The organism is Granulicella sp. L56 (assembly GCF_009765835.1).
Taxonomy (GTDB): domain Bacteria; phylum Acidobacteriota; class Terriglobia; order Terriglobales; family Acidobacteriaceae; genus Edaphobacter.
In genome coordinates, this window is the sequence record NZ_LMUS01000006.1 from 1966780 (window position 1) to 1983838 (window position 17059).

Genomic DNA, 17059 nt, shown 5'->3' on the forward strand with positions numbered 1-17059 from the left:
CCTCTTTTCTGTTGAAAGCGTTGCTTGCTAAGTGCGCGTAACCGTTCTCAGATGCAGTTCGCGCATCTGCTGGTCGCTCACTGGAGTCGGTGCATCGACCATCAGATCAATCGCCTTTGCCGTCTTCGGGAAGGCGATGACTTCGCGAAGGCTGCTTGCTCCGGCCAGGATCATCACGATGCGGTCGAGGCCAAGCGCGATGCCGCCGTGCGGAGGCGTGCCGTACTCCAGCGCGTCGAGGAAGAAACCGAACCGCTCTTTAGCTTCTGCATCTGACATGCCCAGCGAGCGGAAGATCTCCGCCTGCACATCCTGGCGATGGATACGGATCGAACCCGATCCAAGCTCCGTGCCGTTGAGCACGATGTCGTAAGCCAGCGCACGCACTGCGCCCTTGTCATTGGTCAGCCGTCCAGCTTTGATGTCCTCTTCGTGCGGCGAGGTGAACGGATGGTGCGCTGCGTTCCACACCTTCGCCTCCTCGTCCCACTCGTACATCGGGAAGTCGGTGACCCACGCAAACTTGTAGTCGGCCTCGGTACCAGTCTTCACGAAGCGGCCATGCTTGTCGGCGAACTTCTGCGCCAGTTGCAGCCGCAGCGCGCCGACACGCTTGTAGATCCATTGCGGATCGTGGTTCCACTTCGCCGGGGTTCCCAGCTTCGGCGTCACCACGACAAGCAGGTCATCCGGCGCAGCAGCCAGCTTTGTTTCAATCGTCGCAGCCAGCGGAGCGAACGTAGCATTCGTCTTCAACCGCACGACATCCAGCAGGTCGAGTCCGCTGTCGCCGAAGCCACCACGAACCTCCTCAAGCAGCCCCTTGCGTGCCGTGCCGCTCAACGCCCCAACGCCGGGAATCACAAATCCCAGCACGGGCAAAGCCTGTTCAATCTTCAACGTCTCGCGCAGTTCGGGCGTCAGCTCGTCGCTCAGCGAGATCATCGCAGGCAGCCGCATATCCGGCTTGTCGATGCCGTAGTTCTTGATCGCTTCGTCATACGTCATCTGCACAAACGGAGTCGTCAGCGCGATACCCGCAGCCTTGAATGCAGCGGTCAGAAATCCTTCGACCACATGAAAGATCGTCGCCTGCTGCGGAAACGTCATCTCCAGGTCGATCTGCGTGAACTCCGGCTGGCGGTCTGCGCGCAGGTCCTCGTCGCGGAAGCAGCGCGCAATCTGAAAGTATTTATCGAAGCCCGAGATCATCAGGATCTGCTTGAAGATCTGCGGCGACTGCGGCAGCGCATAGAAGCTGCCCGCATGAACGCGGCTGGGAACGAGATAATCGCGTGCGCCCTCAGGCGTGGAGCGCGTCATGAACGGCGTCTCGATCTCCAGAAATCCTTCGTCGGAGAGATAGTTGCGAACCGCCCGCGCCACATCGTGCCGCATCTTGAAGTTCTTCTGCATCTCCACCCGTCGCAGGTCGAGATAGCGATACTTCAGCCGCACCTCTTCGTTCGCAATCGCATCTTCCGCAGGAGAGAACGGAGGCGTCTTCGCCTCGTTCAGCAGCAGCAGCTCGTGCGCGACGACTTCAATGCCGCCCGTCGCCATATTCGGATTCTCAAGGCCAGCCTCGCGCCGCCGCACCTTTCCCTTTACCGCGACAACGTACTCCGACCGCGCCGCCTCAGCCTTGGCATGGGCCTCGCCCGAGATCTCTTTATCCAGAACCACCTGCGTGATGCCGGTGCGGTCGCGCACATCGAGAAAGATCAGGTTGCCATGGTCGCGCCGACGGTTCACCCATCCCATCAGGACAACGTCCTGGCCATCCTGCTCTACACGAAGCTCTCCGCACTTGTGCGTGCGCTGCAAATTCCCTAGAAAATCAAGCACTGTAATTTCCTTGCTAGTGATATCGGTGGCGGAACTCAGCTCACCGGATTTTTGTTATCTGCTCATTAAATCTGCCGCAATTTACCGGCGCAAAGCCTCAGCCAGTTCGCTGCGCGGAACCTTGGTCTGCTCGCCAGCCGCAAAGTCCTTCACTGTCAGAATACCGGACGCAACCTCGTCCTCGCCGAGAATGACCATCCGCCGCGCCAGTTTGTCCGCTGCCTCGAAGGACTTCTTCAGGCGAAACGTTCCATCGCCGACCTCGACCGAAAGCCCTGCTCGCCGCAGCTCCTGCGCCAGCCGCAGCGCCTCCGCATTCCGCTCCACGCCCATCGGAGCAATAAATACGTCGAGCTTCTTCTCCGCAGCAGCCTCAGCCTGGGCCTGCAGGGTCAAAATCAGCCGGTCTTCGCCGATGGCAAAGCCAATCCCCGGAGCCTTGGGGCCTCCCAGCATCTCGCTCAGGCCGTCGTAGCGGCCGCCGCCCAGCAGGGCATTCTGCGTGCCCAGACCGCTGCCATCGGGCACGGTGAACTCGAAGGTCGTACGCGTGTAGTAATCCAGCCCGCGCACCAGCCGCGGTTCGACGGTGTACGCCACGCCGCAGGCATCGAGCGCCGCCTTCACCTGCTCGAAGTGCTCCCGCGAAGCGTCGTCGAGGTAGTCCGCAATCTTCGGCAGCCCGTTGATAATCTCCTGATCGTTCGGGTCCTTCGAATCCAGCACCCGCAGCGGATTCGTCTCCGCACGCCGCTGATTGTCCTCGCACATCAGGTGCTTCACCGGAGCCAGCGCCTCACGCAGCGCCGCGACATACCTCGGCCTGTCCGTCGCAGAGCCCACAGAGTTCAAAGCCAGCCGCCAACCCTTTACTCCAAGCTCATCGAGAAAGGTAGCCAGCATCTCCAGCACTTCGGCATCGCGCAACGCGCTGTCCGAGCCAGACCACGCCGGTCCCAGCACCTCCGCGCCAATCTGCCAGAACTGCCGGTACCGCCCCCGCTGCGGACGCTCGCGCCGAAACTGCGGTCCTATATAGAAGAGCTTCTGCAGCATCCCGGTATCGGCCAGCTTGTGTTCGATATAAGCGCGAACAACGCCAGCCGTATTCTCAGGCCGCAGGGTCAGGCTCTGTGCGGATTTGAAGAAATCTCCCGCGAACTCCTCAATCTGAACTTCTCCTGTATTAAAGTGCGGCTTTGCAGAACCTGCGGGAACAACTAGTCGAAGCCCTGGCCCAAAGGGCCGAAAATAGTCGGCATCGGCAGAATGTTTGAAACGGCTATCTGTCTGAAGTGCCTGTTTTGCTTTCGTTAGAACTTCAATAGCTTCTGCAGTTACTTTGAAACGGAAGCATACGAATTCGAGCTTTGCCGGATCAACCCTTCCTAGGATTCGCTGTACACCTAGTTTGTTGAGATCGGGCATGAGAGTGTGAGCTTCTTCGAAATAAAGCTTCTTCTCTTCGAGTTGTACTTTGGCCCAGGCATTGATAAACGCCTTATCATCAAAGCGCTCCCCATCTTCCCATGTGTACATCTCCTTCGAGACGATATCCGTCTCCTCGCCTACGCCCCGCGCAAACAACTCCGTCGCCTCGAAGATCGGCGTCCGAATCTCACCGAATCCATAGCGAGCGAAGACCGCCCGCGCCGTAGCCTCCACCCGGTTCCACAACGCCGTCTCCGACGGCAACAGGTCCCGTGTCCCGCGCACTGCTTTCAAAATTGCCATTGTTCTTCAAGTGTAACCAATCCGTTACTTCCACGAGAGGGGGAGCGAATCTCCCCTTTAGCGAGTTTCGGCACTTATTTTTCCTCTTCCTGCGTCTTGACATATTCCCAAATGGGAATATATTAATTTGACGAAGGCTGGAACGGGCAAACTCATCGAACGTATTCGCTCAGCAGCCACGGAGTGAGCGGGAGGTAGTCATGTGTCCCTTTTGCATAAGCACAGCGGTATGGATTGCTGCGGGTGTTGTCTCGACGGGCGGCGTCTCTGCGCTCGCCGTAACGAAACGATGGAGCAAAAAAGCGCGTGAGCGCGAACAAGGAGAGGAAGGAAGCAATGACAAGGAATGAGCAGATCGCAGCGATGAAGAAGCCTCCGGTGGTATCGGCGGAGCAATGGCAGAAGGCGTGGCAGGAGATGCTGGTCAAAGAGAAGGCGCACACCCGTTTGGGCGATGCACTGGCGGCGGAACGGAGGCGGATGCCGTGGCTCGCGGTCGAGAAAGAATACGTCTTCGAAGGTCCGCAGGGGAAGGTCTCGCTGTTTGATCTCTTTGAAGGCCGGCGGCAGCTTGTGCTCTATCGCGCCTTCTACGATCCGGACGTATACGGCTGGCCCGACCATGCATGTGTCGGCTGCTCGCTTGGCGCAGATCAGGTCTCGCACCTTTCGCACCTGCACGCGCGGGACACAACCCTGGCCTACGCCTCACGCGGATCGCAGGAGAACATTACCCGTCTGAAACAACGCATGGGCTGGGAAAAAATCCCCTGGTATACCATCACCGACGACTTCGATAAGGACTTCGGCGTCGACTTGTGGCACGGGCACAACGTCTTCTTCCGCGACGAGAACGACAAGATCTTCCGCACGTACTTCATCAACAATCGTGGCGATGAAGCCATGGGCAGCGTGTGGAGCTACCTCGACGTCACGCCACTGGGACGGCAGGAAGACTGGGAGGACTCGCCGGAGGGCTATCGGCAGACGCCACGCTATAAGTGGTGGCATTGGCACGACGCCTACGGCAACGAGGATGCCGGGTTAGTCTCTGTGATCGAGCAAGGCATGGTGGCGCAGAACCTGTAATTGAGATGGGTGCTTCCCGTCTGGTGGGAGATTCGCCAGATGGGGAGCTATTTTTCGGCCAGATAAATGGCGGTGTAGTCGAGATAGTTCTGCGCGTACTTCAGGATCATCTTGCGGTCTTCATCCCCCAGCGTCCGGCGAATCTTTCCCGGCACGCCAGCCACCAATGAGTTCGGCGGAATCACCATCTGCTCCGGAATTACCGCGCCCGCAGCGATGATGCTGCCCTTGCCGATGTGAGCGTTATTCAGAATCGTCGCGCCAATCCCCACCAACACCGCATCTTCGAGCACGCACCCATGCACGGTGGCATTGTGGCCAATCGTCACCATCTCCCCCACAATCACCGGATACAGATTCCGCATCCCGTGAAGCACGGCGCAGTCCTGCACGTTGCTCTTCGCGCCGATGCGGATGGAGTTCACATCTCCCCGCACCACGGCGTTCATCCATATACTGGCCTGCTCGCCCAGCACCACGTCGCCAATCACCTGTGCCGAGGCATCGACATAGCAACTTCCCGGCACAACCGGCGTAACTCCCTGATAGCTCCGAATCATGCAGCCAATTTTACGCCGCTACTTCGTCTCCAGCGCCTTGTCGATTGCAGCCTGCGCCAGTGGAGCCATGATGGCATAGCCCTTCGCATTCGGATGCACGCCATCGAAGCTGATGCCCGGCTTCATGCCGCCTTCAGAATCAGTGAGCGACGTGTAGTAGTCCAGGTAGGTGTATCCATGCTGTCCGCAATAGTTCTTCAGCCACGCGTTGATGGCACGGATCTTCGGAGCAGGCTCCATCCCACGCTTCCACGGATAGTCAAACGCAGGCGTAATTGAGGCCAGAATTACCTTGATGCCGTTCGCGTGCGCCAGATCGGCCATCGAGCTAAAGTTGTCCTCGGTCATCTCCGGCGTCATCGGCCCGGTGTTTCCGGCAACGTCGTTCGTCCCTGCCAGAATCAGTACTACTGCTGGATGGAGGTCGATCACATCCTGGCGAAACCGCACCACCATCTGCGGCGTTGTTTGTCCGCTGATGCCGCGGTTAATATAAGGCTTGCCCGGAAAGAAGGTGCCCGTCTCCGGCCGCCGTCCCCAGCCATCGGTAATCGAGTCGCCATAGAACACCACACGTTGCTCGCCCGCAGCCACCGGAGCCAACGCAGCATTTTCATCCCGATACCGCGCAAGGTTAGGCCAGTCCTTCAGCTTCGCCTGCATGTCGGCGATCTGTTTCGCCGTCGCGTTGTCGACTGCGGGAGCTGCCACAACAGTTGTTTGAGCAAAAACATTCGCAGTCACAAACGGCACACAAGCCAGCAAAAGGGTACGGGCCAACATCTTCATTCCATCTCTCCACATGCCTGAATTTACGTTCCGAATTTCTATGAAGCTATCAAAAACTTACGTCATCTCGACCGAAGCGCGGCGCAGTGGAGAGACCCCTGTATTTTGCTCTTGCCCTGCATGATCTCTTCCCGGGCAAGCCTTAAAACCGCCGCCAAACAAACCATTACTTCCCACCAAGCGCCTGATCGATGGCCGCCTGCACCAGCGGAGCCATCAGCGCATAGCCTTCCTTATTTGGATGAACGCCATCAATCGTGAGGTCGGCCTTCATGCCGCCGTCTGCATTCGCCAGCGCCGGGAAGAAATCGACGTAAATCAACGAATGGCTGGCGGCATACTCCTTCAGCCACGCATTTCGCGTCCGAATGATCTCCGCCGGATGCATCCCGGGATTCCAGAGAAAATGGTCCGAAGGCGTAATCGAGGTAAGGATCATCTGAATCCCATTCGCCTTCGCCAGTTCCGCGATCGACTGGTAGTTGTCCTCCGACACCTGCGGCTCCATATTCTGGGAGATATCATTCGTGCTCTCCAAAAACACGACCGCCGCCGGATGCAGATGAATCACATCCTGCCGAAACCGCACCAGCATCTGCGACGACGTCTGCCCGCCGATGCCCCGGTTGAGATAGGGCTTCCCTGGAAAAAATGGGCCACCACGCGTTCCCCAATACTCTGCCACCGATGCTCCATAGATGATCACGCGCTGCTCGCCCGCCGCCACCGGCTGCAACGCCGCATTCGCTGCGCGATAGTGCTCCAACTGAGGCCAGTCCGCCAGTTTCGACCGCATCGTGGCAACTTCTTTCGCCATATCGGTTGCAGAAGGGGCCGTAGACGCGGGAGCTTGTCCCCAGAGCACAACCGGCAAAAGAACCACAACAGAAAATACTTTGGCGAGAATACGCGTAACAGTCATCAACCAGCTCCTCAGTTCCGTGAATGGCGAGGAAAATCAGTCTTGCCGCCGACAGTGCCTCTCTGCGTCGCTGCGTTAGAGAGCACCGTTTTGTCGAATTCTAATTGGACAAGGATTTCCTTAGGACCTTGCTCATTTCACGCAAAACCCTGCATAGAGTCATGCCGGAGGATATCCGTTTATCGCGGTAAGTGTCACGCAGCCGTCATTTAAAACTCAACAACCTCTGGCCAGGAACGTGCACTGTAAATCATCGCAACCCGGGCCCTGCGAAAAATCTTTCTGCCGGAGCTTCCCCTATGCGCATCGTGTCTCCCCGCCTCGTCCTTGGCCTCTTGCTATTAGCCGCTGTTCCCGCCGCCCTTGCAGATACAGTCACCTGGGCTACCTGGAATGAACCGACGATCATCAACCCTATCGCTGGAGTCGTATCCGGAAGCATCGGCAGCGTCAACGTCACGTATGTCGGCGAACTCCAGTTCGTCAACGCTTCGAATACCGGCAAGTTTAACTACTTTCAGCCCCTGTCCACCTACGTCGGCGGAGTCGTGGGCAACGCTCCCACGGATGGCGGCATGATCGGCATCGACGGCAACAACGCCACGACCGACACTTTCACCTTCTCTACTCCGGTCAGTGGCCTTGTCTTCTCTGTGGTGAGCCTCGGCCAGTCCAGCGTCGGCACGCAATACACCTTCGACGATGGCTTCAGTATCGTCGCCTGCGGCGGAAACATCGTCTACGGCGGCGGCTGCATCACCCAGAGTGGAGACACCATGATTGGCCATGAGGGAGACGGAACCATCGTCTTCTCTGGAGGGCCCATCACTTCGCTCTCTTTTACCTCTGCGAATCCCGAATACTGGAACGGCTTCACGATTGGCCTTCTACCGCAACAAACAACTCCAACACCCGAGCCTGGGACGATTACCCTTCTCGGAACCGGCGTTCTGGGTCTGATCGGCGTCGCCCGCCGCAAATTCCTGGCCTGATCCATCAATCGCGCATTAAAGAACTGACGGCTACAGTTTAGCGACTGTAGCCGTCGGTTCTTTGCAGGTAGGGCACACCTACCTTTGCATCGGCATAGTCGGCATTGCCACTGTAGCCGTCGGTTCTTTGCAGGTAGGCACACCACGTATGCGGTAGCCCTGACAGGCGCTCTCTTTAGGGATGGGGGTTCGATCTTCGGTACCCTGCATATCTTCAGGGCTCGCACTCTTGTATTTTGGAGAGTGATGCAACGCGGAATCTCTACACACGTTTTTCTTCAGCAACGCCTGCACTCCGGCCTGCTCGACGCCATGCAAAAAGGTGGCGCCCAGGCCATCGAAGTCTTCGCCGTCCGCCACCACTTCGACTATGCCGACCGCTCCATCGTCCGCGACCTCGCCGCCTGGTTTCGCTCGAACGATGTCGCCGCCACGCTGCACCAGCCTCTCTACGCCGATGCTGAGTGGAGCCGCCACGTCGCTCCCACGCTCAACCTCATCGATCCCGAAAAGTCGCGCCGCATCGACGCCATGGACGAGGTCAAGCGCGCCATCGAGTCAGCCGAGCAGATCCCCTTCCGCGCCATCACCCTTCACCTCGGCCTCAAGGACGAGCCGTGGAACAACCGCGCCCTCGAAAACTCCCTCACCGCCATCGAGCACCTCAAGGCATTCGCCCATCCTCTCGGCGTAAAGATCCTGCTCGAAAATCTGCAAAATGAAGTCACCACCCCCGAGCATTTGTTAGAGATCCTCCGCGTAGGCCACTTCGACAACATAGGCATCACCCTCGACGTAGGCCACGCACACCTGAGCGACGGCGGCATCGACGCAGCCTTCGAGCTGCTCAAGCCCCGCATCGCAGAGCTTCACCTGCACGACAATCAAGGCACCAAAGACGACCACCTCTGGCCCGGCTCCGGCAAGATCGACTGGAAGAACGTGGCCAAACATATCGCCACGCTGCCGCCGACTACATCAGGCATTCTCGAAATCGCCCACGATCTCGAAGAGACCGCCGAGAGCGTAACAAAGAAGGCGACTGACTCATGGAGACTTCTCGATCAGACGTTTTAGTCTTGGAATTAGCCACCTGATCTCTGGCATCATCTCTTCGATTCCCGTTCGCGGGTAAGATGGAAAGTCATGAACCGTCGCCAGTTTAGCCAATTGATTGCCGCAGCGGGTGTTGCGCAGGTGCTTCCTCGCTCTCAGGCCCAGGCCCCATCCTCTTCACAAGGGTTTCGCTTTTCTGTCCAGCTCTGGACCATCGAAAAGCAGGCCCCTTTCGATCGCTGTCTTGAAATCGTCGCTGCCGCCGGCTACGAAGGCGTCGAGTTGATCGGCGAATTTCGTAAGTGGTCCGCCGACGAAACTCGTCGCATCATGGCAAAGATGTCCTCGCTGCATCTCCACTTCGACATGATCAGTGGCGTCAAATCAGGATTTGCCGATCCAAACGGAACGAAGGATTTTCTCGCCGATTTGAAGACACAATTCGAATTTGCAAAAGCTCTTCAAAGCCCGCAGATCAACCTCAAGTCCGGCCCAAGCATCGACGGCCTGTCCCCTGAGGCTCAATACGCGGCGAGTGTCGAGAACCTGAAGCGTGCTGCCGATCTTGCCGCGGCCAACAACATTCAGTTCGTCCTCGAACCTATCGATCCCATCGAAAACCCAACGATGTATATGAAAAGCGTCAGCCAGGGATTTGCGATTGTTCGCGAGGTGGCAAGCCCGCACGTCAAAGTGTTGTACGACTTCTACCACGAGCAGCGCGCCGCCGGAAACCTCATCGAGAAGCTCGAGCAGAACATCGATCTCGTCGGCCTCGTCCACATCGCCGATGTGCCCAATCGCAACCAACCCGGTACAGGCGAGATCGACTACAACAATATCTACAAAAAACTCGCGCAGCTAAAGTACGACAAATTTATTGCGATGGAGTTCTTTCCGACAGGCGATCTCCTCACCATATTGAAGGCAGCGAGGCTACAGGCCTTGCAGGCGCAGGCTTCCATAACTAAATAAAGCTGAGCTTATTGCAAATGGAGAGTATATGAATTTCCTCGCTAAATTTGTGACTGCTGCAGCGCTTTTTACTCTTGTTCTGGGAACGAATGCACAGACACTTCGAGTAAAGATCATTAGCGGTAAGACTGGAAAACCTGTAGCTAACGAACACGTCAACTTTTTCAGAAATGGAGACTTTGCCGATCTGATGGGAAGCCACAACATTCGTGGATTTACAACGGATGGAAATGGCGTAATTACAGTGGCAGAGATTGCTGCGGATACTCAAACTGTCGGTGTTTCTGTTGATTGGCATCGTGCATGCTCCAAGCATTACCAATGGTTTTCGCTTCATCAGATATTTTTCACTGGCGTTGCTAGCGAAAACTCTTGTAAGTCGAGAATCAGACAAGAAGCGGCTCCCGGAACTCTCATCTTTTACGTCCGCCCTGAAACATTCTTCGAGAAAATGGCGCATTAAGATGCCGATCAAAATCTTCGACGGACACAACGACGTTGTTCAGCACCTCCGCGAGTACCGCCCGGACGGCATCGACTTTCTCGAGCGCTCCACCGGCCATCTCGATCTTCCTCGCGCCGAGGCTGGCGGCATGTTCGGCGGCTTCTTCGCGCTCGGTGTCTTTGCAAAATACAACGCCGAACAAGACCTCACCGTCACCGAAACCGGCTACGAAGTCCGCATGGCCGAGCCGCTCGACCGCTTAAGCACCTACAAAGAGATTGCTCTCCAACTCGCCGCGCTAAGATCTGTTGAACAGCGCTCCCTCGGCAAAATCCGCATCGCTACCACCGTCGACCAGATCGAGCAGGCCCGCCGCGAAGATGCCTTCGCCATCCTGCTCCACATGGAAGGCGCAGACGCCATCGGCCCCGAACTCGGCGAACTCAGCGAGCTCTATCGCTCCGGCCTGCGCTCGCTCGGCCTCGTCTGGAGCCGCCCCAACATCTTCGGCCACGGCGTCCCCTTTGCCTATCCGCGCTCGCCCGACACCGGTCCCGGCCTCACGCCTGCCGGAAAAAATCTAGTTCGCGAGTGCAACCGTCTCGGCATCATGCTCGACCTCGCCCATCTCAACGAGCGCGGCTTCTGGGACGTCGCCGCCCTCAGCACATCGCCGCTCGTCGTCACCCACACCTGCGTCCACGCCATCTGCCCCACGGCCCGCAACCTCACCGATCGCCAGATCGCCGCCATCCGCGCATCGAACGGTGTCGTCGGCATGAACTTCTCCGTCGGCGACGTCCGCCCCGACGGCCACCGCAATCCAGACACGCCGCTCACCCTCGTCGCCGAACACATCGCCTACCTCGTCGACCGTCTCGGCATCGACCGCGTCGCCATCGGCTCCGACTTCGACGGCGCCACCATCCCCGCGCCCATCGGCGACGCCAGCGGCCTCCCTCACCTCATCGACGCGCTGCGCCAGCATGGCTTCGACGACGCCTCCCTCGAAAAAATAGCCTCCGAAAACTGGATGCGCGTCCTCCGCCTCACCCTCCGCCAGTAGCCAGCAAGCGCGTAAACTGATAGCTCCATGGAACCGAATGCCACAACCCCGACCGTAGCCACCATCGCCTCTCTCTCGCAGCACGAAGGCCAGACCGTCACTCTGCGCGGCTGGCTCTACAACCTGCGCGCCTCGGGCAAGCTCCTCTTCCCCATCTTCCGCGACGGCACCGGAACCATCCAGGGCATCGTCCCCAGGGCCGCCGTTCCCGAAGAAGTCTTCGAGACGCTCAAGAATCTCACGCTCGAATCCAGCCTCACCGTCACCGGCAAAGTCCGCGCCGACAGCCGCGCCCCCTCGGGCTACGAGCTCGATGTCGAGAACGTCGAAGTCGTCCAGCGCGTCCCCGACGAAACCCCCTTCCCCATCTCGCTCAAAGAGCACGGCGTCGACTTCCTCATGGAGCACCGCCACCTCTGGCTGCGCACCCCGCGCCAGTCGGCCATCCTGCGCGTCCGCGCCACCATCATGCGCGCAGCTTCGGAATACTTCGACACCAACGGCTTCATCCGCACCGACCCACCGATTCTCACGCCGAACGCCTGCGAAGGCACCAGCGAATTATTCGAGATGGACTACTTCGACAACGGCAAGGCCTACCTCACCCAGTCCGGCCAGCTCTACATCGAAGCCACCGCGCTCGCTCTCGGCAAGGTCTACAGCTTCGGCCCGACGTTTCGCGCCGAAAAATCCAAGACCCGCCGCCACCTCACCGAGTTCTGGATGATCGAGCCCGAGGTAGCCTACGCCGGCCTCGACGACATCATGGACCTCGCCGAAGCCTTCATCACCCACATCGTCACCCGCGTGCTCGAGTCGCACCGCGCCGACCTCAAAGTCATAGGCCGCGACGTATCCAAACTCGAACCGATCATCGCCTCCTCTGAACACTCAACCAATCAAAATGCTGTCATTCTGAGCGAAGCGAAGAACCCCCGCATCTCGCCCGAAGCACCCCAAACATCAACCGCAGCCGAAGCGCCCATTCCCGCCCCAACTGGCGTCGAAGGCGCGTCCGCCGCCCGCAGCGCTTTCCCCCGCCTCAGCTACGACGAAGCCCACGCCATGCTCGAAAAAGCCTACGCGGAAGGCAAGCTCGAAAACCCGCACCAGTACGGCGACGATTTCGGCTCCCCCGACGAGACCTACATCTCCAGCCAGTTCGACCGCCCCGTCATGGTCCATCGCTACCCTGCCGCCATCAAGGCGTTCTATATGCAGCCCGACCCAGCCGATCCCACCAAGGCCCTCTGCGTCGACGTCCTCGCCCCCGAGGGCTACGGCGAAATCATCGGCGGCTCGCAGCGCGTCGACAGCTACGATCTATTGAAGTCCCGCATCGAAGAGCACAATCTCCCTCTCGCCGCCTTCCAGTGGTACCTCGACCTGCGCCAATACGGCAGCGTCCCACACGCCGGATTCGGCATGGGCATCGAGCGAGTCGTAGCCTGGCTCTGCGGCCTAGACCACGTCCGCGAAACCATCCCCTTCGCTCGGACCCTCAACCGAATTTACCCATAGATGACTAGGCAAATTTCGCTGCTTTTCGGCACGATACGATGCGATTTTCCTGCTCCTGTTATGATTCTGCACTGTATGCCTGGAGTATGGGAATTGCGTAAAGTCCTCTTTGTCTCTCTTTTCTTTTCTGCTTTGATAGGTTGCAGCGGGCCCCAGTTTCAAGGCTCTCTCTCTAATCGCGATGGCAATGGTGGCGGTCCTATTGCACCAGCAGGCCAACCGCAAGTCACGTCGGTAAGCCCTGCCACAGCCGTGGCGGGAGGCGGCTCCTTCACGCTTACTGTGACGGGACTGAACTTCGCTCCGACCACGGCGGTGCTCTGGGACGACAACACAAGCCTGACGACGACTTATGTCTCTCCCACCGTCTTGCGCGCGCTGGTTCCGGCTTCGTTGATCGGCCGTCCGGACACGGTCACCATCACGCCATCGCCCCTAGTTTCCATCAACTACAGCGCCAACTTCACCGTCACCTCTGCGCCTTTGACAGGTAATCCTTCCCTCTCCGCGGCCATGGTTCCGGTTCAGGCGAACGATATCGCGTGGAATCCGGCGAACCAGCAGTTCTATCTCTCGGTGGCAAGCGGAAACGGAAGCAATGCGAACACCATCACAGCTCTCGATGCTCAGACTGGCGGGCTCGGTGCCTCCGTCTCTACAGGCAGTCAGCCAGATACGCTTGCCATTTCTACCGATGGCACGTACCTCTACGCTGGCTTGAATGATGCAGGCAGTGTTCATCGGTACACACTGCCCGCTTTGCAATCTGACATCGACATCCCTCTAGGATCAGAGACCGACGGAAGCTACTATGCAATCGATGTGGCGGTTCTGCCGGGAAGTCCTCACTCTGTAGCGATTTCTCGCGGAATCCAGAGCGTCAATCCTCATGAACAGGGGGGTGTCCTCGTCTACGATGACGCAGTCGCGCGTGCCCAATCTGTTCCCGGGTATACCTTCGGAAAGGGTCCCATCGACTCACTTCTTTGGAACCCGAACGGACAGGGCCTTTATGGCATCGACACCGAGCTCGGGTCTGGTCTTTACGTCATGTCGGTCAATCCAGCGGGCGTCCAACTCCAGACGCAGATCAGCGCTGTCGGATCGGCGCTCGGCAACCATCTCCACTTCGATTCGACCACCGGGTATATTTACACCGACTCTGGCAAAGTCATCGATCCTGCGACGAATTCCATCGTCGGAACCTTTCCCCTCACTGCCGTTCAGGGAGTATTTAACGGATCCACCATCATGGTGCCGGATGGCAAACTGAATATCGCCTATTTTCTCGGTCAATCGATCAGCGGCGGAGGCTATGTCATCGAGGCTTTCGATCTCACCAACTTCACACTGCTCGGTTCAACCTCTGTAACGAACATCTCAGGAACCCCTTCCAGGATAATTCGATGGGGCAACAATGGGCTGGCGTTTTTGACCGGCAACGCGTCCGGCGCAGGCGTCTATCTGCTCAGCGGAGGCTTCGTCACCTCTCCCGCACCGTAGAGCTGTACCCAGTATGCCCGGCCGTCGAAACATGACAAACTACCCGGAAGAGCGTCTCATAGAGTTGGAGAAGTAATCCCCTCAACCTAAAACGCTCCGGAGCGAAACGCATGGCAATGAACGACTACAACCTGAGCAACACCTCCTACAACACCATCGACGTTCCCCGCGAGGAGACCGCCTCCCTGCTGGCCAAGGTGCTCGCCATCACCTCCGTCGGCTTCTTCATCACCTCCATCGGAGTCGCCACCGCGCCCCCCTGGGGAACGCTCGTCGGCTTCATCGTCGTCCTCGGGCTCGTCTTCGGCATCAGCTTCGCCCGCAAGGCCAGCCCCGGCCTCGCGCTCGGCATGTTTCTCGTCCTCACCTACTTCATGGGCTGGGAGATCGGCCCGCTCATCCAGCGCTACATCCACAACTTCGGCACCGGCCTCGTCTTCAACGCCGCCGCCACCACCGGATGCGGTATGGCCGTCATGGGCTGCGTCGCCTATCTCTTCAACATCAACTACCGCCGCATCTCCGGCATCGGCTTTGCCGCGCTGCTGCTGCTGATCATCGCCGGCGTCGCCAGCATGTTCTTCCACTTCCTCTCGCCGGACACTTACTCCTGGCTCACCCTCGGCATCTTCGCCCTGCTCACCGTAGGCGACTTCGCCCGCATCCGCGCCGGTGGAGACGGGCGCTCCGCCGTCTCGCTTTCGCTCTCCATCTATCTCGACGCCATCAACATCTTCATGGCCGTCCTGCAACTGATGGGTGGCCGCCGCAGCAGAACCTAAGCCTCGATACAACTCTCCTAACCAAAGTCGCCCCTCCAATCAGGGGCGGCTTCATTTAAATAAGAGCAAACAACCTCCGCCGCGCCCATCACCCTCTAAGTGGACATGGTAGACATCGACCTCATCGTCAATACGCTTCGCGCCCACGGCCACAAAGTTGAAGATGTGCACCACGTCCCACCCAACGCCGGAGAATACGAGATGATCATCGACGGAGAGGTCGTCAATCTCGAAGGAGCACGGCACGTTCTTGAGCTCGATGGCCCAGGGAAAAGTTCAGCTCAGCTATAGCCACCGGCGCTCCCACCCTCCAACTTGTGCCCCGTACGATTAGTGCGCCCCAAGCCAATCCCCACCAAAATTCATCCATAACTCCCGCCGTCTATTGATAGAATTGCCCGACTTCGCTTTGGGCCGTCACCGCGGTCTCTGCGATGCATCGTCCGTTCGCCCAATCGGGGAGACCGCATATGAAGAAGACACTGTTGTGGATGGTTGGGCTCACGTTGATCCTGTCCTGCTTCGGAGGCGCGCTGCGCGCCCATGCCCAGGCCAAAGAGACAGACGTCACCGGCAACTGGCAGGGAACGTTGCAAGCCGGTCAGGGCCTGCGCATTCTCATGAAGATCACCAAGGTCGATGGAAAGCTCAGGGGCATCTCCTACAGCATCGACCAGGGTGGACAGTCGATTCCGATCAATTCGATCACCGTGCAGGGCACTGCCTTCAATTTTGAGATTTCGGCGATCGACGTTACCTACGTTGGAACCCTGAGTGCCGACGGCAAGACCATCACCGGCAACCAGACCCAGGGCGGCCATAGCGCTGTCATGAACTTCCAGCACGTCACGCCTGAGGCCACCTGGGCCATTCCTGAGCCGCCAAAGGCGATGGCTCTCGATGCCGTGCCGAAGTTCGACGTGGTGACGGTAAAACCCAGCGACCCGAACCGTCCCGGCAAACTCTTCACCATTCAAGGGCGCCAGATCAAAACGATCAACACGACCATGAATGATCTGGTCACCTTTGCCTATAGCCTGCATGTCAAACAGATCGTAGGTGCGCCCGATTGGTTTGCCAGCGAGAAATTCGATCTTGACGGTGTACCCGACATCGAAGGTCGCCCCGACATTAAGCAGTTCAGGATGTTGATCCAGTCTGCACTCACACAGCGGTTCAAGTTCACCTTCCATCAAGACAAGAAAGAGCTCTCCGTCTACGCGCTGACGGTGGCAAAGGGTGGGCCCAAGATGACTGTAACCATTCACCAGCCGAACGACCCAAGGAATTTTCTCTTTAGGGGGCTAGGGCAGTTGATGGTGACGAACTCGACCATGAAGGATTTCTGCGACGGTATGCAGGGAGCAGTGATGGACCGCCCGGTCGTCGATCACACCGGCCTCACCGAGAGGTACGACTTTAACCTGAACTGGACGCCCGACGACTCGCAGTTTGCCTCATTTGGCCCCAGACCCCCGGCGAAAGACGATCCCAATGCGCCACCGAGTCTCTACACGGCGATACAGGAGCAGCTTGGGCTAAAGCTCGAGGCTACCAAGGCCAACGCCGAAGTCTTCGTCATCGACCATGTCGAGAAGCCCGCCGCGAATTAACAAACTTACGGCCTGTGGGTAACAAAACGCCGCAGGCCGTGGATCCCGTCCGGGCTCATGCCTTCGACCACACCGTTTTGCAGAGGCTATCGAGTCATCAAAAATGATTGCCCTTCTGACCCTGAGCGGAGCCGAAGGGGAAGAACCCCCGTATTTAGCCTTTG

The 17059-nt window shown here is 58.4% G+C and carries 16 protein-coding genes; 11 read left to right on the forward strand and 5 right to left on the reverse strand.

Going from position 1 to position 17059, the window contains the following annotated elements; translation table 11 throughout:
* Positions 1-27: 27 nt before the first annotated feature.
* Together aspS and hisS are read right to left on the reverse strand one after the other, a co-directional pair.
* A complete protein-coding gene (aspS, locus tag GSQ81_RS15945) occupies positions 28-1848 on the reverse strand; it encodes an aspartate--tRNA ligase (RefSeq protein ID WP_158911651.1) in 1821 nt (606 codons plus the stop codon).
* Between the two features lie 81 nt (positions 1849-1929).
* The gene (hisS, locus tag GSQ81_RS20110) at positions 1930-3582 is read right to left on the reverse strand and encodes a histidine--tRNA ligase (RefSeq protein WP_254060236.1); all 1653 of its coding nucleotides are present in this window, start codon (positions 3580-3582) and stop codon (positions 1930-1932) included.
* 336 nt (positions 3583-3918) lie between these two features.
* On the opposite strand from hisS, the gene GSQ81_RS15960 reads away from it, so the two are divergent.
* Positions 3919-4671 (forward strand): DUF899 domain-containing protein, encoded by a 753-nt coding sequence (locus tag GSQ81_RS15960; protein WP_158911652.1) that lies wholly within the window; start codon positions 3919-3921, stop codon positions 4669-4671.
* A gap of 47 nt (positions 4672-4718) precedes the next feature.
* Here the strand turns inward: GSQ81_RS15960 and GSQ81_RS15965 are convergent, their stop codons facing one another.
* The 3 genes from GSQ81_RS15965 to GSQ81_RS15975 form a co-directional block, all read right to left on the reverse strand.
* A complete protein-coding gene (locus GSQ81_RS15965) occupies positions 4719-5231 on the reverse strand; it encodes a gamma carbonic anhydrase family protein (protein ID WP_158911653.1) in 513 nt (170 codons plus the stop codon).
* Between the two features lie 18 nt (positions 5232-5249).
* Positions 5250-6020: an SGNH/GDSL hydrolase family protein gene (locus GSQ81_RS15970; RefSeq protein WP_158911654.1), complete on the reverse strand. Its 771-nt coding sequence runs from the start codon at positions 6018-6020 to the stop codon at positions 5250-5252.
* 166 nt (positions 6021-6186) lie between these two features.
* Positions 6187-6942 (reverse strand): GDSL-type esterase/lipase family protein, encoded by a 756-nt coding sequence (locus tag GSQ81_RS15975; RefSeq protein ID WP_158911655.1) that lies wholly within the window; start codon positions 6940-6942, stop codon positions 6187-6189.
* A 299-nt stretch (positions 6943-7241) separates the two neighbouring features.
* On the opposite strand from GSQ81_RS15975, the gene GSQ81_RS15980 reads away from it, so the two are divergent.
* The 10 genes from GSQ81_RS15980 to GSQ81_RS16025 all read left to right on the forward strand — a co-directional run bounded on the left by GSQ81_RS15980 (position 7242) and on the right by GSQ81_RS16025 (position 16895).
* Complete coding sequence (locus tag GSQ81_RS15980) at positions 7242-7934, forward strand: PEP-CTERM sorting domain-containing protein (protein ID WP_158911656.1); 693 nt, start codon at positions 7242-7244, stop codon at positions 7932-7934.
* A 246-nt stretch (positions 7935-8180) separates the two neighbouring features.
* A complete protein-coding gene (locus tag GSQ81_RS15985; RefSeq protein WP_158911657.1) occupies positions 8181-9011 on the forward strand; it encodes a sugar phosphate isomerase/epimerase in 831 nt (276 codons plus the stop codon).
* Positions 9012-9080: 69 nt separating this feature from the next.
* Positions 9081-9965 (forward strand): TIM barrel protein, encoded by an 885-nt coding sequence (locus tag GSQ81_RS15990; RefSeq protein WP_158911658.1) that lies wholly within the window; start codon positions 9081-9083, stop codon positions 9963-9965.
* Between the two features lie 28 nt (positions 9966-9993).
* A complete protein-coding gene (locus GSQ81_RS15995; RefSeq protein ID WP_158911659.1) occupies positions 9994-10428 on the forward strand; it encodes a hypothetical protein in 435 nt (144 codons plus the stop codon).
* 1 nt (position 10429) lies between these two features.
* On the forward strand, positions 10430-11476 hold the full coding sequence (locus GSQ81_RS16000) for a dipeptidase (RefSeq protein ID WP_158911660.1): 1047 nt from the start codon (positions 10430-10432) through the stop codon (positions 11474-11476).
* A 27-nt stretch (positions 11477-11503) separates the two neighbouring features.
* Entirely contained in the window at positions 11504-12997 is a 1494-nt protein-coding gene (locus GSQ81_RS16005; RefSeq protein ID WP_158911661.1) for an asparagine--tRNA ligase, read from the forward strand.
* Positions 12998-13072: 75 nt separating this feature from the next.
* Positions 13073-14500 (forward strand): IPT/TIG domain-containing protein, encoded by a 1428-nt coding sequence (locus GSQ81_RS16010; protein WP_158911662.1) that lies wholly within the window; start codon positions 13073-13075, stop codon positions 14498-14500.
* Positions 14501-14610: 110 nt separating this feature from the next.
* A complete protein-coding gene (locus GSQ81_RS16015) occupies positions 14611-15282 on the forward strand; it encodes a Bax inhibitor-1 family protein (RefSeq protein WP_254060237.1) in 672 nt (223 codons plus the stop codon).
* Between the two features lie 105 nt (positions 15283-15387).
* The gene (locus GSQ81_RS16020) at positions 15388-15573 is read left to right on the forward strand and encodes a hypothetical protein (protein ID WP_158911663.1); all 186 of its coding nucleotides are present in this window, start codon (positions 15388-15390) and stop codon (positions 15571-15573) included.
* A gap of 179 nt (positions 15574-15752) precedes the next feature.
* Positions 15753-16895: a TIGR03435 family protein gene (locus tag GSQ81_RS16025; RefSeq protein WP_254060238.1), complete on the forward strand. Its 1143-nt coding sequence runs from the start codon at positions 15753-15755 to the stop codon at positions 16893-16895.
* The last annotated feature ends 164 nt before the right edge of the window (positions 16896-17059 follow it).